20 protein-coding genes are annotated in these 21147 nt (G+C 66.6%); 17 read left to right on the forward strand and 3 right to left on the reverse strand.

Annotated features, from left to right (window positions below):
* Window positions 1-14 precede the first annotated feature (14 nt).
* From QQ25_RS17650 to QQ25_RS17660, 3 genes are read left to right on the forward strand one after another with little or no spacing between them, the layout of a single operon-like run.
* Window positions 15-1706: a tetratricopeptide repeat protein gene (locus QQ25_RS17650; protein ID WP_039380172.1), complete on the forward strand. Its 1692-nt coding sequence runs from the start codon at window positions 15-17 to the stop codon at window positions 1704-1706.
* 36 nt (window positions 1707-1742) lie between these two features.
* Complete coding sequence (locus QQ25_RS17655) at window positions 1743-2222, forward strand: nucleoside deaminase (protein WP_039380173.1); 480 nt, start codon at window positions 1743-1745, stop codon at window positions 2220-2222.
* Entirely contained in the window at window positions 2215-3522 is a 1308-nt protein-coding gene (locus QQ25_RS17660) for an alpha-amylase family protein (RefSeq protein WP_039380175.1), read from the forward strand. The genes QQ25_RS17655 and QQ25_RS17660 overlap by 8 nt, the downstream gene beginning before the upstream one ends.
* On the opposite strand, the gene QQ25_RS17665 is transcribed toward QQ25_RS17660, so the two are convergent.
* Window positions 3506-3946: a DUF1810 domain-containing protein gene (locus QQ25_RS17665; protein ID WP_039320851.1), complete on the reverse strand. Its 441-nt coding sequence runs from the start codon at window positions 3944-3946 to the stop codon at window positions 3506-3508. The genes QQ25_RS17660 and QQ25_RS17665 overlap by 17 nt on opposite strands.
* A 61-nt stretch (window positions 3947-4007) precedes the next feature.
* On the opposite strand from QQ25_RS17665, the gene QQ25_RS17670 reads away from it, so the two are divergent.
* The 4 genes from QQ25_RS17670 (at window position 4008) to QQ25_RS17685 (ending at window position 10384) form a co-directional block, all read left to right on the forward strand.
* The gene (locus QQ25_RS17670) at window positions 4008-6161 is read left to right on the forward strand and encodes an adenylate/guanylate cyclase domain-containing protein (RefSeq protein ID WP_039380177.1); all 2154 of its coding nucleotides are present in this window, start codon (window positions 4008-4010) and stop codon (window positions 6159-6161) included.
* Window positions 6158-7558 carry a mechanosensitive ion channel family protein gene (locus QQ25_RS17675; protein WP_039380179.1) on the forward strand — a complete coding sequence of 467 codons (1401 nt, stop codon included), beginning with the start codon at window positions 6158-6160 and terminating at the stop codon, window positions 7556-7558. Before QQ25_RS17670 ends, QQ25_RS17675 begins: the two co-directional genes overlap by 4 nt.
* Before the next feature lie 161 nt (window positions 7559-7719).
* Window positions 7720-8715 carry an esterase family protein gene (locus QQ25_RS17680; RefSeq protein ID WP_039320856.1) on the forward strand — a complete coding sequence of 332 codons (996 nt, stop codon included), beginning with the start codon at window positions 7720-7722 and terminating at the stop codon, window positions 8713-8715.
* A gap of 154 nt (window positions 8716-8869) precedes the next feature.
* On the forward strand, window positions 8870-10384 hold the full coding sequence (locus tag QQ25_RS17685; protein WP_039380181.1) for a molybdopterin-dependent oxidoreductase: 1515 nt from the start codon (window positions 8870-8872) through the stop codon (window positions 10382-10384).
* A gap of 15 nt (window positions 10385-10399) precedes the next feature.
* Here QQ25_RS17685 and QQ25_RS17690 read toward each other — a convergent pair whose 3' ends face one another.
* A complete protein-coding gene (locus tag QQ25_RS17690; protein WP_039320860.1) occupies window positions 10400-10600 on the reverse strand; it encodes a hypothetical protein in 201 nt (66 codons plus the stop codon).
* A 79-nt stretch (window positions 10601-10679) separates the two neighbouring features.
* Window positions 10680-11606, reverse strand: a complete 927-nt coding sequence (locus QQ25_RS17695) for an NADP-dependent oxidoreductase (protein WP_039380183.1) — start codon at window positions 11604-11606, stop codon at window positions 10680-10682.
* 224 nt (window positions 11607-11830) lie between these two features.
* Between QQ25_RS17695 and lon the strand changes: the two genes are divergently transcribed.
* From lon to QQ25_RS17745, 10 genes are all read left to right on the forward strand, one after another.
* The gene (lon, locus tag QQ25_RS17700) at window positions 11831-14167 is read left to right on the forward strand and encodes an endopeptidase La (RefSeq protein ID WP_039380185.1); all 2337 of its coding nucleotides are present in this window, start codon (window positions 11831-11833) and stop codon (window positions 14165-14167) included.
* 167 nt (window positions 14168-14334) lie between these two features.
* A complete protein-coding gene (locus QQ25_RS17705; protein ID WP_052235897.1) occupies window positions 14335-15126 on the forward strand; it encodes a lysophospholipid acyltransferase family protein in 792 nt (263 codons plus the stop codon).
* 63 nt (window positions 15127-15189) lie between these two features.
* The gene (gene cycA, locus QQ25_RS17710) at window positions 15190-16626 is read left to right on the forward strand and encodes a D-serine/D-alanine/glycine transporter (RefSeq protein WP_039320868.1); all 1437 of its coding nucleotides are present in this window, start codon (window positions 15190-15192) and stop codon (window positions 16624-16626) included.
* A gap of 14 nt (window positions 16627-16640) precedes the next feature.
* Window positions 16641-16973, forward strand: a complete 333-nt coding sequence (locus QQ25_RS17715) for a TfoX/Sxy family protein (RefSeq protein WP_039320870.1) — start codon at window positions 16641-16643, stop codon at window positions 16971-16973.
* 69 nt (window positions 16974-17042) lie between these two features.
* A complete protein-coding gene (locus QQ25_RS17720; protein ID WP_039320872.1) occupies window positions 17043-17267 on the forward strand; it encodes a hypothetical protein in 225 nt (74 codons plus the stop codon).
* 10 nt (window positions 17268-17277) lie between these two features.
* The gene (locus QQ25_RS17725) at window positions 17278-18153 is read left to right on the forward strand and encodes an oxygenase MpaB family protein (protein ID WP_039380188.1); all 876 of its coding nucleotides are present in this window, start codon (window positions 17278-17280) and stop codon (window positions 18151-18153) included.
* On the forward strand, window positions 18153-18404 hold the full coding sequence (locus QQ25_RS17730; RefSeq protein WP_039380190.1) for a hypothetical protein: 252 nt from the start codon (window positions 18153-18155) through the stop codon (window positions 18402-18404). The genes QQ25_RS17725 and QQ25_RS17730 overlap by 1 nt, the downstream gene beginning before the upstream one ends.
* Before the next feature lie 82 nt (window positions 18405-18486).
* Window positions 18487-19068, forward strand: a complete 582-nt coding sequence (locus QQ25_RS17735; protein ID WP_039380191.1) for a hypothetical protein — start codon at window positions 18487-18489, stop codon at window positions 19066-19068.
* Window positions 19069-19077: 9 nt separating this feature from the next.
* Window positions 19078-19806, forward strand: coding sequence for a DUF72 domain-containing protein (locus tag QQ25_RS17740; RefSeq protein ID WP_039380193.1), 729 nt, complete (start codon window positions 19078-19080; stop codon window positions 19804-19806).
* Window positions 19807-19817: 11 nt separating this feature from the next.
* Entirely contained in the window at window positions 19818-21044 is a 1227-nt protein-coding gene (locus QQ25_RS17745) for an NAD(P)/FAD-dependent oxidoreductase (RefSeq protein WP_039320881.1), read from the forward strand.
* Window positions 21045-21147 lie beyond the last annotated feature (103 nt).

Genomic DNA, 21147 nt, shown 5'->3' on the forward strand with positions numbered 1-21147 from the left:
CTAACGTCAGCACCGTGACCGATGCCGCCCAGACCGAACCGTATTACCAGCTCGGGACCTACCACCGGCCGACGGACACCCCCTCACCCCCGGCGCAGATCTGGTTCGACCGCGGCATGATCTGGTCCTACGCCTTCAACCACGAGGAGGCCATCCGCTGCTTCGAACGTGCGCTGCGACTCGACCCGGATTTCGCGCTCGCCCGCTGGGGTATTGCCTACGCGGTCGGGCCCAACTACAACAAGGCCTGGGACGCGTTCGACCCCACCGACCTGAGCAGGTCGCTGACCCGGGCCCGGGCTGAGCTCGAAAGTGCCGCCACGGGCCGTGCCTCGACTCTCGAACGCGGCCTGATATCCGCTCTGCACAAGCGATTTCCGACCGCCGACCCCGAGGATGCCGAATCCCTGACCGCAGGGCACGCCGCTTACGCCGACGCGATGACGGCGCTGGCGGCGGCCCACCCCGACGACATCGACGTACAGACGCTGGCCGCCGATGCCCTGCTGAACGTGACGGCGTGGGCGTTGTGGGACGGCCGCACCGGTGAGCCGGCCCCGGGATCGCGTGTGGTGGAGGCGAAACGGATCCTCGACGCCGCGCTGTCCACGGACGCCGGACGGCAGCACCCCGGTGCGCTGCACCTGTACATCCACGCGATGGAGATGTCGACGACGCCGCAGGCCGCACTGCCCGCCGCCGATCTGCTGCGTGGGCTGGTCCCCGACGCCGGGCACCTGCAGCACATGGCCAGCCACATCGACGTGCTGTGCGGTGCCTACCGCAACTCGGTGACGGCCAATCTCGCTGCGGTACAAGCCGACAGGAAGTTCGTCGAACGCGAGGGCGCGCTGAACTTCTATTCGCTCTACCGTGCGCACGACCTCCATTTCGTCGTGTATTCGGCGATGTTCCAAGGCAGTTCGCAGATCGCGCTGGACGCCGCCGAGGAACTGGCCGCCCAACTGACCCCCGAGGTGCTCTCGGTCCCCTCACCGCCGATGGCGGACTGGCTGGAGGCCTTCGTCCCACTGCGGGTGCACGTGCTGGTGCGTTTCGGCCGCTGGGCCGACCTGATCGCCGAACCGCTGCCCGTCGATCCCGAGTTGTACTGCACCACCACCGCGACGATCCATTACGGCCGCGGCGTCGCGTATGCCGCCACCGGGAACGTCGAGCAGGCCCGGGCGGAGCGGGACGACTTCCTCGCGGCATACCGGCGCGTACCCGATACGAGGTACCTGTTCAACAACACCAGCCGCGACATCCTGGCCATCGCCGAACAGATGCTGAACGGTGAGATCGCCTACCGGGAGGGCGATTACGACACGGCCTTCAGCCATCTGCGCCGCGCCGTCGAACTCGACGACGCGCTGCCCTACGACGAACCATGGGGATGGATGCAGCCCACCCGCCACGCCTACGGCGCACTACTGCTCGAGCAGGGGCACGTCGAGGAGGCCGCCGAGGTCTACGCCGCTGATCTGGGCCTGGACCCCACGCTGAGCCGGTCCAGTCACCACCCCAACAACGTGTGGAGCTTGCACGGCTACCACGAATGCCTGCGCCGGTTGGGTCGCGACGCCGAGGCAGTCATCATCGGACAGCTTCTGGAGTTGGCCCAGGCCCGTGCCGACGTCACAGTCCGGGCCTCCTGTGCCTGCCGCCTCGACGTGGCGACACATCCGTGTTGCGACGGCGACTGAACCTGCCGGCGCCGGCACGGGCGTAAACTCGCCGGCGTGGCCATCACCGAAGACGACCTCGATCACCTACGCAGATGTGTCGAGTTGGCCCGCGAAGCACTCGATGACGGTGACGAACCCTTCGGATCGATCCTGGTCGACCACACCGGAGCGACGGTGTTCGCCGACCGCAACAGGGTCAAGGACGGGGACGCCACCCAGCACCCCGAATTCGCCATCGCCCGTTGGGCCGTCGAGCATCTGAGCCCCCAGGACCGCGCCAGCGCCACGGTATACACCTCCGGTGAGCACTGCCCGATGTGCTCTGCCGCGCACGCATGGGTGGGGCTGGGCCGCATCGTCTACGCCACCTCGTCGGAGCAACTGGTCGGATGGCTGTCCGAGTGGGGTGTGCCGCCCGCTCCGGTGGCCCCGCTGCCCATCAGCGCCGTGGCCCCCGGCGTGGAGGTGGACGGGCCGGCGCGGGAACTGGCCGCGACCATGAAAGATCTGTACGCGGCGAAGTTTCGTGTCTGAGCCGTCCTGGGTCGCGCATGCCGTCTGGTGGCAGATCTATCCACTGGGTTTCGTCGGCGCGTTCCCCGCCGACCCGCCACCGTCGGCCGGCGAGCACCGGCTGCGCCGCATCGTCGGATGGCTGGATCACGCTGTGCGGCTCGGCGCCTCCGGTATCGCGCTCGGGCCCGTCTTCGCCTCACGCACCCACGGTTACGACACCACCGATCACTTCCGCATCGACCCGCGCCTGGGTGACGACGACGACTTCGATCACCTTGTCGCCGAAGCGCGCCGGCGTGGGTTACGAATCCTGCTCGACGGCGTGTTCAACCATGTCGGCACCGATTTCGGCCGATACCGCGAAGCCGTCGACGGCGGGCCCGACCACCCTGCGTCACGGTGGTTTCGGCGCGGCGCAGGCACATCCGGATTCGCTACGTTCGAAGGGCACGGCGAGCTGATCGCGCTCGACCACGACGAGCCCGAGGTGATCGATTACACCGCCACCGTGCTGCGCCACTGGCTCGACCGGGGCGCCGACGGCTGGCGCCTCGATGCCGCCTATGCGGTGCCCGACCGGTTCTGGGCGCGGGTGCTGCCGTCGGTGCGCCGAGACTTCCCCGATGCCTGGTTCGTCGGCGAGGTGATCCACGGCGACTATTCCGCGACGGTCCACGCATCCACATTCGACTCGGTGACGCAGTATGAGCTCTGGAAGGCGATCTGGAGCAGCCTCAACGACGGCAACTTTCACGAACTGGACTGGGCGCTCAAGCGGCACAACGACTTCCTCGACACGTTCGTACCGCTGACCTTCGTGGGCAACCATGACGTGACCCGGATAGCCAGTCAGTTGCAGAATTCCGCGCACCTTGAGCATGCCCTGGTGCTGCTGATGACCACGGGCGGAACGCCGAGCATCTATGCCGGCGACGAGTTCGGCCACCGCGGCGTCAAAGAGGAACGCCGCGGCGGCGACGATGCGGTTCGCCCGGAATTCTCCAGCCTCCCAGATGATTCCGACGAGCTCCGGCTGCATCAGTATCTGATCGGACTGCGTCGGCGCCATCCCTGGCTGCACACCGCGAAGACCTCACCGCTGCAGGTGACCAATACCCACTACGTCTATCGGACCGGCCGGGGTGACGATTCACTGGTCGTCGCGCTCAATATCGACGACGCGCCGCTGCCGGTCGCGCTGCCCGACCTCGGAGTGACCTCGGGCCGAGTGGTCGCCGGTTCCGGTGCACCGCCGCAGGACGACATCAGCCATCCTCACGTTCCGCCACACGGGTGGTTGATCATCGAGCCGCACTGAGCATCTCGAGGGTCAACCGATCCCCGCGCCCGTCATAGAACTTGTCCAGTACGGCCTGAAAGTCCCCTTGCTCGGCAGGGCCGGCGGCGGCCGCGGCGAACAACGTCATGGATGACCGGACCTTCAGACAGTCCGGCCGGCCGAAGATCTGCTCGGCGGTGCGCCCCTCGACCTGGGCCACCAACCGGGCGCACTCCCGTAACCGGGGACCGAGAACATCGTGGGCCAGGTAGGCCCTGGCCTCCTCGCGCGACGCGATGCCGTAGTGCCGGGCGGTCGAGCTTCGGCCCAGCCCGCGCAACTGCGGGAAGATGAACCAGATCCAGTGGCTGCGCTTGCGGCCTTCGCGCAGTTCGTCGCAGACATCGGAGTACACCCCGGCCTGGGCGTCGAGAAATCTCTGCAAGTCGAACGGCGCGCTCATGAGCGCAGTTTGTCGCGCAGCCTCACGCAATACATCGTGACAAGCTAATCTTCGGGATTCAATGACTACAACAGCCGACGCAGAGCACGTCGCCCCGCCCAGAACTGCGCGCCGGCCGGTCCTGTCCCGGATCAGCATCCAGTCAAAGCTGCTGGTCATGCTGCTTGTGACCAGCATTCTGTCGGCCGCCGTGGTAGGTGCCATCGGATACCAGTCAGGGCGGTCGTCGCTGCGGCAGTCGGTGTTCGACCGGCTGACCGAGGTGCGCGAATCGCAAACCCGGCAGCTGGAGTCCAAGTTCTCCGATCTCGAGGACTCGCTGATCGTCTATACCCGGGGGACGACGACCATCGAGGCCGTCGAGGCGTTCTCCGGCGGATTCGGTCAGCTCAACAACTCGACGATCAACCCGCAGCAGTGGCAGTCGATCGTCGACTACTACAACTCCGAGTTCAAGCCGTACGAGCAGGAGCAGACCGGCGACGCCGTCGACGTGTCCCGCCTGCTGCCCACCTCCAATGCGCAGAAGTACCTGCAGGCGTATTACACAGCACCGGTCGCCGACCCGGAAAAGTCCATCCGCGTCGACGATGCCCGTGACGGCAGCGCATGGTCGGCCGCGAACGCCAGGTTCAACGACTACTTCCGAGAGATCGTGGAACGCTTCCGATTCGAGGACGCACTGCTGCTCGACACCGCAGGCAACGTGGTCTACACGGCGTACAAGGGCGTCGACCTCGGCACCAACATCCTCACCGGCCCGTATCGCCAGAGCCTGCTGAGAGACGGCTACGAGAAGACGCTGGAGTCGAACGCCGTCGACTATGTCGGCATCACCGACTTCGGTGACTACCAGCCGGCCGATGAGCCCACGGCGTGGATGATGGCGCCGGTCGGCCCGCCCGGCCGGGTCGAGGGAGTCCTTGCCCTTCAATTTCCCATCTCCGAGATCAACCGGCTCATGACAGCGGACAAGCAATGGGAAACCGCAGGCATGGGTGCTACCGGCGAGACGTTCCTGGTCGGGCCCGACGGTCTGATGCGGTCGGATTCGCGGCTGTTCCTTCAGAATCCGGAAAAGTTCGAACGTGACGTCATCGATGCCGGGACGCCGCCTGCCGTGGCGGCGAAATCGCTGCGCCAGCACGGGACCACGCTGGTGCAGCCGGTGGAGACCACCGCGACCCGGTTGGCCCTGCGTGGCCAGAGCGGCACGGTGATCGAAGACGACTACCTGGGCGACGAGACGCTGCAGGCCTACGCGCCGGTCACGCTGCACGGGCTGAACTGGTCGGTGGTCGCGAAGATCGACACGGCCGAGGCCTTCGCTCCCGTCACGACGTTCACCCGCACCCTGGTGTTGTCGACTGTGGTCATCACCTTCATCGTGTGCCTGGCGGCCATGATGTTGGCGAGGTTGTTCGTCCGGCCGCTGCGCCGGCTGGAGGCCGGTGCCCAGCAGATCGGCGCGGGCGATTACGACATCTCGATCCCGGTGCAATCCCGAGACGAATTCGGTGATCTGACAATGGCATTCAACGACATGAGCCGCGCGTTGGCGATCAAGGAAGATCTGCTCGCCGAGCAGCGTCGGGAGAACGACCGGTTGCTGCGCACGCTCATGCCGGAGTCGGTGGTGCAGCGATACCGGGACGGCGAAGAGACGATCGCGCAGGACCACCACAACGTGACCGTCCTGTTCGCCGACACGGTCGGTCTGGACGAGCTGACATCAGGAATGCCCTCAGAAGAGGCGCTGGCGATCGTCAACCGCCTGGTGCACCAATTCGACGCCGCCGCAGACGATCTGGGGGTCGAGCGGGTTCGCACCCTGCGTAACGGCTACTGGGCCAGCTCGGGGTTGAGCGTACCGCGGCTCGACAACGTCCGGCGGATGGTGGATTTCGCCCTCGAGATGCAGCGCATCATCGAAAGATTCAACACCGAGGCCGGCGCGGCACTGAAGCTGCGCGCGGGGATCGACACCGGCGCGGTCAGCAGTGGCCTGGTGGGACGTTCCAATCTGGCGTACGACATGTGGGGCTCGGCGGTGAATCTCGCGTACCGGGTTCAGCGGGGCTCACCACAGCCGGGCGTGTACGTCACCACGCGGGTGTTCGAGGTGGTGGGCGATACCCGTGATCTCGAGGCAGCGGGCACGGTGCAGGTCGACGGCGCCGACGAGCCGATCTGGCAGTTACTGGATCGACGATGACCGGCGTCCTCGACGCTGGTTGGTTCTACTGGGCGATCGGTGTCGCGGTCGGTTTCCCGGTCTGCCTGGTGGCGCTCACCGAGCTCCACAGCGCACTGCGGCGGCGCGGCAGCTTCCTGGCCGGCCCGGTCCACCTGGTCCGCACCTACATCCTGCCGCTGGCCGCGCTGCTGGTCCTGTTGATCCAGGCGATGCAGATCTCCGGAGAAGCCACACCGGTGCGCATCGTGGCGACGGTGTTCGGCTTCGTCGTGCTGGTCCTGTTGCTGTCCGGACTCAACGCGACGCTTTTCCAGAGCGCCCCGGAAGGCAGTTGGCGCAAGCGGATTCCGTCGATCTTCCTGGACGTGGCCCGGTTCGCGCTGATCGCCATCGGTATCGGTTTGATCTTCGCCTACATCTGGGGCGCCAACATCGGTGGGCTTTTCACCGCCCTGGGCGTGTCCTCCATCGTCCTGGGTCTGGCGCTGCAGAACTCCGTCGGCCAGATCATCTCGGGGCTTCTTCTGCTCTTCGAGCAGCCGTTCCGGCTCGGTGACTGGGTCGACGCGCCGTCGGCGCGAGGCCGCGTCGTGGAGGTGAACTGGCGGGCAACCCACATCGACACCGGAAGCGGCCTGCAGGTGATCCCGAACTCCGTGCTGGCCGGAGCATCGTTCACCAACCTGAGCCGTCCGGCAGCCGCACACACCATCAGTGTGGTGACCGTGTTCGCCGTCGACGATGCTCCCGACGAGGTCTGCCGCATGCTCACCGAAGTGGCCCGCCGGCTGCCCCACCTCCGCCGTGACGGCACGGTGTCCACCGTCGCGGCCGGATCGTTGCAGTACAAGACCATGGTCCCGCTGCATTCACCCGCCGACGACTTCGCCGCGAGGTCCACGTTCCTGCGTTGGACCTGGTACGCCTCCCGGCGGGCGGGTCTGCATCTGGACGAGGCCGAGGACGAGTTCGCCACCACTGAGCGCGTCGAACAGGCGCTTCGTCTCATCGCCCCGACCCTGCGCTTGAGCTCCGAGGACCAGCAGGAGCTGCTGCCTCATGCCAGGCTCACCCGGTACGGCACCGACGAGGTCATCCAGGTCGTCGGTCAGGTCCCCAAGAAGATGAGCTTCGTCGTCGCCGGCACGGTGCAACTGGCCGTGAACGGCACCGACGATCTCTTCGTCCCCGTGCTCACCTTGGAGAAGGGCGACTTTCTCGGCCAAACTGCTCTGACCCGCGAACCGGTGACCACAACGGCATACGCGCTCACGGAGGTCACCGTCGCGCAGTTCGACCGCGAGTGCATCGAAGATCTGGTCGCGCGAAAGCCTGTGCTGCTTCAGGATATTGGCCGCGCGATCGAAGAGCGCCGGGCCAGCGTCAAGCAGGCGCTCACCGCACCAGGGCGGTGACGGCGCCGCCGACGGTCTCGGTGCCGAGTTCCAACCGTTAGTAAACCGCGATCTGCGCGCGCGGTGTTGTTACCCGTGTGACTGATGGGACGCGTGATTCACTACCGGAGCAAGCGGCAAACTGCTTGGCATACGTGCAGAAAGGACGGTTGGTTGCCGTTATGAAGTTCCTCAACAAGATTCGCGGAGCGTGGATGCGCCGACTGGCAGCGGGGGCAATGGCAGCCGCCACCCTGCCCGCGCTGATCGGCTTCGCAGGAGGTTCGGCGACCGCTGGTGCATTTTCTCGCCCCGGTCTGCCGGTCGAGTACCTCGACGTGTTCTCGCCGTCCATGAACCGAAACATCCGCGTCCAGTTCCAGGGTGGCGGGCCGCACGCGGTCTACCTGCTCGACGGCCTGCGCGCCCAGGATGACTTCAACGGCTGGGACATCAACACCCCCGCGTTCGAGTGGTACAACGATTCGGGCCTGTCGGTGGTCATGCCGGTCGGCGGGCAGTCCAGCTTCTACACCGACTGGTACCAGCCGTCGAAGGGCAACGGTCAGGACTACACCTACAAGTGGGAGACCTTCCTGACGAGCGAGCTGCCGACCTGGCTCGCCGCCAACCGTGGCGTGTCGCAGACCGGCAACGCCGTCGTCGGTATCTCGATGGCGGGCAGCGCGGCCCTGACCTACGCGATCCACCACCCGCAGCAATTCATCTACGCCGGAACGCTTTCGGGCTTCCTCAACCCGTCCGAGGGCTGGTGGCCGATGCTGATCGGGCTGGCGATGAACGATGCAGGCGGCTACAACGCGGAGAGCATGTGGGGGCCGTCGACCGATCCGGCATGGAAGCGCAATGACCCGATGGTCAACATCAACCAGCTGGTCGCCAACAACACCCGCATCTGGATCTACTGCGGCACCGGAACCCCGTCGGATCTCGACGCGGGCTCCAACGGCGGCAATCTGATGGCAGCCCAGTTCCTCGAAGGACTGACGTTGCGCACCAATGTCACCTTCCGGGACAACTACATCGCCGCCGGCGGCACCAACGGGGTGTTCAACTTCCCCGCCAACGGCACACACGCCTGGGGCTACTGGGGACAGCAGCTGCAGCAGATGAAGCCCGACATCCAGCGGGTGCTCGGCGCGCAGTCGGCCACCTAGAGATCCACCCACCCAGGGAGCCTGCCGTTTCCCCTCACGGCAGGCTCCCTGCTCTGTGCGCAGGAGTACCTTGGGGACGATGACCCAGTCCTCGTCCGGGTCCACGGCTGAGTCCACGTCGGCGTCCTCACCCACGTCCTCGCCCAACGCCCGGATGCTCGGCGGCGTCGCTGCCGCCGCGGTTTCGCTCGGCATCGCCGCGATCGTTGCCATACCGTTCCGCGCGCAGGCCGAACCACGCGGCGCGATCGGCTCGGCAATCGTCGATCTGACGCCCGGCCCCGTCAAAGAATTCGTGATTCAGACGCTGGGCAACCTGGACAAACTCTTCCTGGCGGTCGTCGTGCTGGTCGTGATCGCCGCTCTGGCCGCCCTCGCCGCGACGTATGAAACCCGACGCCGTCCGATCGGCAGCGTCGTCTTCGTCGTCGCGGGGCTGCTCGGCTGTGCCGCCGTGCTCACCCGGCCCGGCGCAACGCCTTTCGACGTCGTGCCCACCGTGGTGGGAACCGCCGCGGGCGTGGCGATACTCCGCCTGCTCGCGCTGCGGATATGGCCCGCCCCAGACCATGAGCAGGCGGGCGGCGCCGATAAATTCGACGCCTCCCGACGAACATGGCTCACCACGGCCGGTCTACTCGGGTTCGGGGCGGCAAGCGGACTTCTGGGTGTCGTCATCGACCGGTTGGCCAGTTCCGTGGCGGCAGAACGCGACACCTCCGTGATCCCTCGCCCGCGCATCCCCGCGCCGGCGGTCGCGGCCACCGTGCAGCCGCAAGGCGTTGCGCTGCCGAGCTTCATCACCGACGCCGGGGACTTCTACCGCGTGGACATCGCACTACGTGTGCCGCAGTTGAGCCGCGACGAATGGCGGTTGCGCATCCACGGCATGGTGGACCGCGACATCAGCTACAGCTTCGCCGACCTGGACCGGTTCGAAGTGGTCGAGAAGGCCGTGACACTGACATGCGTGTCCAATCCAGTTGGTGGCGAATATATTTCGACCGGGATGTGGACCGGTTATCGGCTGACCGACCTGCTGGCCGCCGCAGGGGTGTCCCCTGACGCCGACATGGTGCTGTCGACGTCTGCCGACGGGTTCACCGTGGGCACCCCGGTGGAGGCCCTCGCTGACGGCCGCGACGCGTTGCTGGCCATCGGCCTCAACGGGCAGCCGTTACCCGTCGAACACGGCTACCCGGCCAGGCTGGTGGTGGCCGGGCTCTACGGCTACGTGTCGGCCACCAAGTGGGTCACCGACCTCGAACTGACCCGCTTCGACCGGGCAGAGGCCTACTGGACCAAACAGGGCTGGGCACCACGCGGACCGATCAAGACCGAGTCACGCGTCGACGTTCCCAAACGTGGCCAGCGAATACCGGTGGGCCCGACGACCTTCGGCGGAATCGCATGGGCGCAGAACCGGGGCGTACGCCAGGTCGAGGTCCAAATCGACGGCGGCCCATGGCAAGCCGCCCAACTCGGCGACGCCTACTCCAACCAGACGTGGCGGTTGTGGAGCTATCCCTGGCAGGCGAGCGGCCCGGGCCGGCACACCATCACGGTGCGGGCCACCGACAACACCGGGGCGGTCCAGACATCCGAGGAGGCCCCCACCGTGCCCGACGGCGCAACGGGTTGGCATTCGGTGGACTTCACCGTGGTATAGCCGTGGCGCCGGCGGTCACTTCGACGAGATCTTGCGCCAACTGAAGACGGAGATGACGATGCCGATCACCACAGTGATCGGGCCGATGACCGACCAGGTGGTGGTATTGCTCATCGGACTGCCCTGCAGTACACCGAAGCCCTGCAGTGCCCAGATCAAACCGAACAGCGCCACGATCACACCGAGCGCCAACGTCACGACGAATGCCCTGTTCATGCCTGGATGCTACGCGCCGGAAGTGCTGTGCGCCCGCACACCGCACCGTCGCCCGGACAAACGATCTGCGGGTCCCGTGTCACGGCCTCAGCACCAATTTGCCTCTGGTATGGCGCTTTTCCAGCTCTGCGTAGGCCGTCCGCACGTCGTCGAGGCCGAACACCCCGGCGATCGGCACCTCCAGTTCCCCGGCCGCGGCCAGTTCCGCCAGCTCGGCGATCACGGCGATGTCAGAACCCTCGGCATTGCCGGCACCCTGGACACCGAACTGCTCGATCGCGGGGAAATCGATGATGGTGTCGACCCTTTGGGGATCGACATGCAACTCCTCGACGGCCAGCTTCACGTATCCGCCACCGAAGAAATCCAGGAAAGCACCGACGCGACCCGATGGCGACGCGGCGCGCAGCCTGGTGGCCAGCCCATCGCCGTAGTTGACCGGGATGACACCGTGCGCCGAGAGCCATTCGTCGTTGCCGGGTCCGGCAATGCCGAGCACGTCGGCGCCCGCGCGCTTCGCGAGCTGAACCGCGATGGTGCCGACACCGCCGGCCGCGCCCGCGACCGCCACCGTGTCGCCAGGTTGCAGGCGCACGGCGCGGACTGCCGCGTAGGCGGTGGCCCCCGCGACATACAACGACCCGGCCACCTCCCAGGACAGGCCCGACGGTTTGACGGCCAGTTGCGTGGCGGGCACCGTCACATACTCGGCGTGACTGGACCTGGAATCAGAGAATCCCAGCACCTCGTCACCGACCTGGAACCCGGTGACGCCCGGTCCGGTCCCGGCCACCACACCGGCGAGGTCGCTGCCCTGGCCGGAGGGAAAGGTGGCGGGGAACCGGTCATGCAGGGCCCCGCGGCGAATCATGGCCTCTCCCGGATTGATTCCCGCCGCCCTGACTTCGACCAGCACCTCACCATCGGCGGGAACGGGCCGCGACACATCACGCACCTGCAGGACGTCGATCTCACCGTATTCGTCGAACTGCACTGCTCTGCTCATAAGCCCTAGGACGAACCTGGGGCCGAAAACATTCCGCATCCAGGCGATTCACAGAGGATGTCCATATCTTCGCCGACGTGAGCCGAGAACCCTCACTGCGTCCGGTGATGCGGGGCATCGCCGAGTAGCCCGAGTTCGCCCAAGGCGAACCCGTATCGCTGAATGCCGGGAACAAACCCAGGCCGGCCAAGGTTGAGCGCATCAGACTGAACTTTGGAGGTTTGATGTCTGAATCAAACGCACTGCCCATCCTGTTCGCCAGCGAGCCGGTCGTCCTGCCCGGAATGGTGGTGCCCGTCGAACTCGACGATGCCGCCCGCGTGGCGGTCGCCGCGGCCCAGGCAAGCGAATCCGGCAAGCTGCTGATCGCGCCGCGCCTGGACGACCGCTACCCCACCCACGGTGTGATCGCGTCGATCGTGCAGGTCGGGCGCATGCCCGGCGGCGCCGAAGCCGCCGTCGTGCGCGGTGAGCGCCGGGCCCACATCGGGTCGGGAACCACCGGCCCGGGCGCCGCCCTGTGGGTCGAGGTGCAGGAAGCGCGGGAGGCCGGAACCACGTCCGACGAGATCAAGTCGTTGGCTGCCGAGTACAAGAAGCTGCTGCTGGCCATGCTGCAGCGCCGCGAGGCCTGGCAGATCATCGACGTGGTCAACAAGATCACCGATCCGTCGGCCCTGGCCGACACCGCCGGGTACGCCTCATATCTGACCGACGTGCAGAAGCGCGAACTCCTGGAGACCGAGGAGGTGGGTCGCCGCCTCAGCCGGCTCATCGAGTGGACCGGCGAGCATCTGGCCGAGGTCGAGGTCACCGACAAGATCGCCGAGGACGTCCGGGCCGGCATGGACAAGCAGCAGAAGGAATTCCTGCTGCGCCAGCAGCTGGCCGCCATCCGCAAGGAACTGGGCGAATTGGGACCCGATGGTCAGGGAGAAGAAGCTGACTATCGGGCCCGCGTCGAGGCCGCCGAGTTGCCCGAGAAGGTGCGCGAGGCTGCGCTGCGCGAGGTCGGCAAGCTGGAACGCTCAAGCGACCAGAGCCCCGAGGGTGGCTGGATCCGCACCTGGCTGGACACCGTCCTGGATCTGCCGTGGAACGTGCGGACCGAAGACTCGACCGACCTCAAGGGTGCTCGCGAAATCCTGGACGCCGACCACCACGGGCTGGACGACGTCAAGGACCGCATCGTCGAATACCTGGCAGTGCGGGCGCGTCGCGCCCAGCGCGGCATGGCCGTCGTCGGCGGCCGCGGGTCGGGTGCGGTGATGGTGCTGGCCGGCCCTCCCGGAGTCGGCAAGACCTCGCTGGGTGAGTCCGTCGCCCGGGCTCTGGGCCGCAAGTTCGTGCGTGTCGCCCTGGGCGGTGTGCGCGACGAGGCCGAGATCCGCGGCCACCGGCGTACCTACGTCGGCGCGCTGCCGGGCCGGGTCGTGCGGGCCATCGGCGAGGCGGGTTCGATGAATCCCGTTGTGCTGCTGGACGAGATCGACAAGGTCGGCTCGGACTATCGGGGCGACCCGTCGGCGGCGCTGCTGGAGGTGCTGGATCCGGCGCAGAACCACACGTTCCGCGATCACTACCTGGAGCTGGATCTGGACCTGTCCGACGTCGTGTTCCTGGCGACGGCCAACGTCATCGAGAACATCCCCTCGGCTCTGCTGGACCGGATGGAACTGATCCAGCTCGACGGGTACACCGAGGACGACAAGGTCGCCATCGCCCGGGACTACCTGCTGCCCAGGCAGGCCGAACGTGCGGCCCTGACCGATTCCGAGGTGACGGTGACCGACGCGGCGCTGCGCAAGATCGCCGCGGATTACACCCGCGAACCGGGCGTGCGGCAGTTCGAGCGGTTGCTGGCCAAGGCGTTGCGCAAGGTCACCACGAAACTCGACGACGGCGGAATCGTGAACGTCATCGTTGATGAGCCGAATCTGGTTGAGTATCTTGGCCGTCCGCGATTCACCCCGGAATCCACCGAGCGCACCGCGGTGCCGGGTGTGGCAACCGGCCTGGCCGTCACCGGCCTGGGCGGCGACGTGCTCTACATCGAGGCGAACTCGAACGACGGTGAGCCGGGGCTGAAGCTGACCGGTCAGCTGGGTGACGTGATGAAGGAGTCGGCGCAGATCGCGCTGTCCTACGTCCGCGCGCACGCCGAGCAGTTGGGTGTGGATCCCACGGCGCTGGATCGGCAGATTCACGTGCACGTGCCCGCAGGCGCGGTGCCCAAGGACGGTCCTTCGGCCGGCGTCACGATGGTGACCGCACTGGTCTCGATGGCCACCGGGCGGCAGGTGCGCGGCGATGTCGGGATGACCGGCGAGGTGACGCTGAACGGCCGGGTGCTGCCGATCGGCGGCGTCAAGCAGAAGCTGCTCGCCGCACAGCGCGCCGGTCTGAAGACGGTGTTCATCCCGCAGCGCAACGAGCCCGATCTCGACGAGGTGCCGGCCGAGGTCCTGGAGGCATTGGAGGTCAAACCGATGACCGATGTCGCCGACATCATCGCCGAGGCGCTGGAACCGGCCCACGAGGCCGCTTCGATCGCCGCATAACCGAGGCGCTCGCCGCCAGAACAGGCGTGCGCCGGGTGACCTCAAGGTCACACGGCGGACGCCTTTTTGGTGGGCTGTTCGGAGGCAATCTGCTCAATAGCGGCGTCAGCGGGGTCCATCACGAGCAGCATGGCGAACGAACCTTGTCGGGCAGAGCGGGAGCGACGATGGACGAAACCGAACTCGACCAATGGGATCCGGTCGTCACGCGGCAGATGGAGTCGTTGGCCGGCCCGATAGCGAGGTGGTGGTTTCGCTCCGAGGTGCGCGGCCTGGAGAACATCCCGGGCGACGGCGGTGCTCTGGTGGTCGCGAATCACTCCGGCGGCATGCTGACACCCGACGTCCTGGTCTTCGCACCAGAGTTCTACCGCCACTTCGGATACCGCCGTCCGCTGTACACCCTGGCCCATTACGGGGTGTTGCTCGGTCCGACAGGGGATTTCTTCCGGCGACTCGGGGTGATCCACGCCAGCCGGGAGAACGCTGCTGCGGCCCTGCAGTCCGGTGCGGTCGTGCTGGTGTTTCCCGGCGGGGATTACGACGCCTACCGCCCCACCGCCGGGGCGAACACCATCGATTTCAACGGGCGAACCGGATACGTGCGCACCGCGCTCGCCGCCGGTGTCCCGATCGTGCCGACCGTCTCGATCGGCGCCCAGGAAAGCCAGCTGTTCCTCACCCGCGGCAACTGGCTGGCCAAACGGCTCGGTCTCCCCCGCTTCCGCCTGGACATCCTGCCGGTGAGCTTCGGGGTTCCGTTCGGCCTCAGCGTCATCGTGCCGCCCAACCTGCCGCTGCCGACCAAGATCGTCACCGAAGTCCTGCCTCCGGTCGACATCACCGCACGGTTCGGCCCCGACCCCGATGTCGGCGATGTCGATGCGCACATCCGCGATGTCATGCAGACGGCTCTGGACCGCCTCGCCGCCCAGCGCCGGTTCCCGATATTGGGATAGCGGCCGTCGAAAATGCCGGGCTGGCTGCAGCCCTCATCTCCTCGCCTGCGATCCTGTCGGGTGATGTCTGACACCATTGAGGCCGCCGAAGGCGAACGCCATCTCTCCCGCCAGCTGTCCAATCGGCACATCCAGCTGATCGCGATCGGCGGTGCGATCGGAACGGGCCTGTTCATGGGCTCCGGCAAGACCATCTCTCTGGCCGGCCCGTCGGTGCTGTTCGTCTACATGATCATCGGCTTCATGCTCTTCTTCGTCATGCGGGCGATGGGCGAGCTGCTGCTGTCCAACCTGCACTACAAGTCGTTCGCCGATTTCGCCGCGGACCTGCTCGGCCCGTGGGCGGGGTTCTTCACCGGCTGGACATACTGGTTCTGCTGGATCGTCACCGGTGTCGCCGACGTGGTGGTGATCGCGGGGTATGTGGCGTTCTGGTGGCCGGACCTGCCCCTGTGGATCCCGGCGCTGGCCACGGTCGTGGTGCTCATCGCACTGAACCTGCCGACCGTGCGCGCCTTCGGTGAGACCGAGTTCTGGTTCGCCCTGATCAAGATCATCGCGATCGTGACGTTGATCGTCATCGGCCTCGTGATGATCCTCACCAGTTTCGAAGCCCCCGGCGGCGCCCAGGCCTCCTTCGCCAACCTGTGGAACGACGGCGGGTTCTTCCCCACCGGCCCAATGGGATTCGTGGCCGGATTCCAGATCGCGACCTTCGCATTCGTCGGCATCGAACTGGTCGGCACCACTGCGGCCGAGGCCAAGGACCCCGAGCGCAACCTGCCCAGGGCCATCAACTCGATCCCTGTGCGCGTCATGCTCTTCTACGTCGCCGCCCTGACCATCATCATCGCGGTCACGCCGTGGCGCGAGATCGATCCCGAACTCAGCCCGTTCGTGGCCATGTTCAGTCTCGCGGGCCTGGGAATCGCCGCCTCGGTGGTCAACTTCGTGGTGCTGACCTCGGCGACGTCGTCAGCCAACTCCGGCATCTATTCGACCTCCCGGATGGTCTACGGCCTGGCCGCCGAAGGCGATGCGCCGAGCCTGTTCGGCCGGCTCACCTCACGCCGCGTACCCGCCAACGCGTTGTTCCTGTCCGGGGTGTTCCTGCTGTCGGGTGTGGTGATGGTGGCCGCAGGCGACTCGATCGTCGCGGCCTTCACCCTGGTCACCACGATCTCGTCGCTGTGCTTCATCTTCGTCTGGACGATCATCCTGATCAGCTACCTCGTGTACCGCAGGCGCCGGCCGGAACTGCACGAGGCGTCGAAGTTCAAGATGCCCGGCGGCATTGTCATGTGCTACGTCGTCCTGGCCTTCTTCGCCTTCCTGCTGTGGGCATTCACCCAGAAGGAGGACACCCTGCAGGCCGAGCTGGTGACCCCGGTGTGGTTCCTGGTACTGGGTATCGCCTGGCTGGTGCTGCGGCGTCGCCCCGGACATCTGGCCCGGGAAGCGGCATTCCGCGCCGAACTCAAAACGACAGACTCCGACTGACGGTCCAGAGCGACATGGCTTTCGATCCGGACCTCGCGGACCGCATCCGTGAACTGACGGCGATCGAAAGCGGTCTCGACGAGAAGCGCATGTTCGGTGGGCTGGCGTTCCTGATCAACGGCCACATGGCCGTCGCAGCGTCCCGGGACGGTGGCCTGATGGTGCGCGTCGCCCCCGACGACAGCGAGAAACTGCTGCGGCGCGACCATGTCGAGCCGATGGTGATGGGCGGCCGGCAGATGCGGGGCTGGCTGCGGATCGACGGCCCCGGCATAACGTCCAAACGGCAACTCAAGTCGTGGGTCGACCGCGGCATCGCATATGCCAAGCAGCTGCCGCCCAAATGAATTCCGGGACGACGAGCCAGAATCACCGTTAACATAGAGCCCGTCTGACAACGACGGGGGCGCACTCACATGTTGACCGCAGTACGCAAGATTCTCGGCTTCCAGATGACCATCGCCGAGTGGATCGGCACCGCCGTCATCCTGGCTGCCCCCTATCTGCTCATCGGTCTGGTCTGGTCGCTGACCCACACCAGCCACTTGGCGGGGATGGCCGGTACCGACGCCACGGTGTCCTTTCTGGGGTCCATCGTCTCCTGGCCCGTCCTGCTGTTCACCAACGTCTGCATGAGCTGAGGGCCGGCGAATGTCTTTGGGCGACAACACCCCAGCCAACCGCATCTCGATCAGCCGACGCACCGCACGCTGGTCCGACGGAGACGTCACCATCGCCGACGCGATGGACCTGTGGGGCTTCGCCGCCGGCGCGGCCAACGTGATCATGCAGCTGTCCGTGCCGGGCGTCGGCTACGGAGTCGTGGAGAGCAAGGTGGATTCGGGCAATCTGCTCAAACACCCGTGGAAACGGGCCCGCACCACACTGAGCTATCTGGCGGTGGCCATCCTGGGAACCCCCGAGGACCGGGTCGCCTTCCGGGACGCCGTCGACACCGCCCATCGGCAGGTCCGGTCCGGGCCGTCAAGCCCCGTGCAGTACAACGCCTTCGACCGCGACCTGCAGCTGTGGGTGGCGGCCTGCCTGTTCGTCGGGCTGGAAGATGTGTACCAACTGCTGCGCGGTGAGATGACCGGCGCACAGGCCGAGCAGTTCTATCAATCCGCCGCGACACTGGGCACCACACTGCAGGTCAGCCCGGAGCAGTGGCCGGCGACGCGGACCGATTTCGACACCTACTGGGACAGCGCCTGCAAGCAGGTGCAGATGGATGACGTCGTCAGGCGGTACCTGCACGACCTGGTGGACCTACGGATGATCAACCCGCTGCTGCGCATACCGTTTCGGCCGCTGCTGAAATTCTTGACGGCGGGTTTCCTCGCCCCGGTGTTCCGCGACGCCGTCGGCTTCGGCTGGGGCCGCGGCCGGCAGCGGCTGTTCGAGTGGCTGTTCCTGGCCGTGGCATTCGGCAACCGGTTCCTGCCGGTCTTCCTCCGCCAGGGTGGCAGCTACTTGCTGCTGGCCGATGTCCGCCGACGCGTGGCGGCGGGCAAGGCGCTGATCTGATGGACAGGATCCGCCGCGCCCTGAGCTACAAGCTCAGTGTCGAGCAACTGATCGAGACACTCATGTGGCTGTCCCTGCCGTACCTTCTGATCGGCCTGGTGTGGACCTTTTTCCACCCCGAGCAGGTGCAGGTCATCGAGACGAGCCTGCTGACCAAATTCCCCGCCGGCGCCAATCTGGTGGCCTTCGGTCAGGTGGCGCTGCTGTGGCCGGTGCTGCTGATGGGGGCCGACGTGTGCGTCACGATGTGATGCCCCGGGATCGGCCGACGGGTCTGGCGAAACTCGACGCTGATGCCCGCGAGTTGCCGACGATTGGCTAGGGTTTTGCGTCGTGAAGGCTTGCCTCGTCGTCGGTGCAATCTGTGGAGCCGCCGTCTCCGCGCTTTCCGGATGCGCGTCGGGAACCGTCGTCAACACCGACGACGCAGTACCGCCGCCGCCGGCGAGCACCACCTCGGCACCGCCGACGTTCGGCACCGCGCACCTGGTCAATGCGGCCGACTACATGCTTGAGGTGGACGGCCGTAAGGCCTACTACTTCAGCACCCCGAGCGGGCGGTGGCAGTGCGCGATCCTGCCCCGCGAGCGCGCCGGCTGCCAACCCGCCGGCGGCGCGTCGGCGATGTCGGTGACCGGCGCCCCGACCGAGGTGCCCGATGCGGCGGGCGGGACCGCCGCACCGAATGCCCTTGTGCTCGACCGGGATACCGACGCGCACTTCGCCAACTTGGCACAGCCCGAATTCGCGCAATCCGCCGCGGCCGTGCTGCCGTTCGGGAAGGTGCTGGCAGTGGCCGGATTCCGGTGCAACGTCCAGGAGCAGTCCGGGGTGTCCTGCGTACGGGAGCTGACGGGCCGAGGTTTCACCTTCTCGGCAGAGGGCTACACCCTCAACTACACAGACGTCCCCTAGCGATGGCACATGATCAGGATCGGCACCTCGGGCTGGTCGTACGACCACTGGACCGGTGTGCTGTATCCGAAAGGCACACCGGCGAAATCAAGGCTGGCCCACTACGTCGACGAGTTCGACACCGTGGAACTCAACGGCAGCTTCTACCGATGGCCCGCTGAGACCACATTCACCGGGTGGCGCGAACAGATGTCCGACGGCTTCACCATGTCGGTCAAGGCACACCGCGGATTGACCCATTACCGGCGACTTCGGTCACCGGAGAGCTGGACGCCGCGGTTCGAGCAGTACTGGCAACTGCTCGACTCGCACAACGAGGCACTGCTGGTGCAACTCCACCCGGCCCTCGAGCGGGATGACGGGCTGCTCACCGGATTCCTGTCACAACTGCCCGGCAAGATCCGGGTGGCGATGGAACTGCGCCACCCCTCCTGGCATGACCCTGCGGTCTTCGCGCTGCTGGAGCAGTACGGGGCCGCGTATGTCGTGATGAGCGGACCTGGATTGACCTGCCGCACAGTGGCCACCGCCGATCTGGTCTACGTCCGCATGCACGGCCCGGGCGGCCACGGCATGTACGCCGGCAGCTACTCCGACGACGACCTCAGCCGGTGGGCAGAGCAGATCCGCCAGTGGGACCATGACGACCACCGCGTCGTCGTCTACTTCAACAACGATCTCGGTGGTCATGCGGTACGCAACGCCCGAAAACTGAAGCAACTGTTATCGGACGAGTAGTCTGGATCGATATGACAACGTCGTCCACCTTCGCGATCGTCGGCGGTGGCCTGGCAGGAGCCAAGGCTGCTGAAGCACTGCGGGACAACGACTTTGACGGTCATGTCGTGCTCTTCGCCGCCGAAGACCATCTGCCCTACGAACGTCCGCCACTGTCCAAGGACTACCTGGCCGGTGACAAGTCCCTCCCGGACTTCACGGTCGATCCGGCGGCGTGGTACCGCGACCACAACGTCGACCTGCGGCTCGGAACCGAGGTCGCCGCCGTCGACGCCGCCGAGCACACACTCGCCCTGCCCGACGGCTCCACCGTCGGTTACGACAAGCTGCTGCTGGCCACCGGATCCACGCCGCGCCGACCGCCGATCCCCGGATCCGACGCGGCGGGGGTGCACTATCTGCGCACGATCGACGACGCCGAGGCCCTGAGCGCGGCACTGACCCCGGGTTCGACGCTGGCCATCGTCGGCGCCGGATGGATCGGATTGGAGGTCGCCGCGGGAGCCCGCAGCCGCGGCGTGGACGTCACGGTCGTCGAGGCCGCACACCAGCCGCTGCTGGCCGCCCTTGGTCCCGAGGTGGGTGAGGTGTTCGCACAACTGCACCGTGAGCACGGCGTCGATCTGCGACTGGACCAGTCGGTGCAGGAGATCACCACCGACAACGGCACCGCAACCGGAATGCGGCTCGGGGACGGCTCCGCCGTCACCGCCGATGCGGTACTGGTCGCCGTCGGCGCGGCACCGAACATCGGACTGGCCGAACAGGCCGGGCTCGCGATCGCCGACGGTGGAGTGCTCGTCGACGCCTCACTGCGCAGCAGCGACCCCGACATCTACGCCGTCGGCGACATCGCCGCCGCACAGCACCCACTGTTCGACGTTCGAATCCGCACCGAGCACTGGGCCAACGCACTCAAGCAGCCTGCCGTGGCGGTCGCAGGCATGCTGGGACACCGCGCCGAATATGCCGAGCTTCCCTATTTCTTCACCGATCAGTACGACCTCGGCATGGAGTATGTCGGCCACGCACCCGAATATCAGCGGGTAGTTTTCCGCGGCGACGTTGCTGGGCGGGAGTTCGTCGCGTTCTGGATCGATGCCGGAAACCGCGTTCTGGCGGGCATGAACGTCAACGTGTGGGACGTCCTTGACGACGTCAAGGAGCTGATCCGGTCGGCCACCCCCGTCGATCCGGAACGGATCGCCGACCCGTCACAGCCGCTGCCGGCCGGGTAGCTGCAGGCCCCCAGCACACCACGCGGGCGAAAACCGTGCGGCGCAACAACATTCTCGCGCGGTCAGGGGTACACGCTAACGTGCATGAGACACGTGCCGGTAT

Origin of the sequence: Mycolicibacterium setense (genome assembly GCF_000805385.1) — a bacterium.
GTDB classification, from domain to species: domain Bacteria; phylum Actinomycetota; class Actinomycetes; order Mycobacteriales; family Mycobacteriaceae; genus Mycobacterium; species Mycobacterium setense.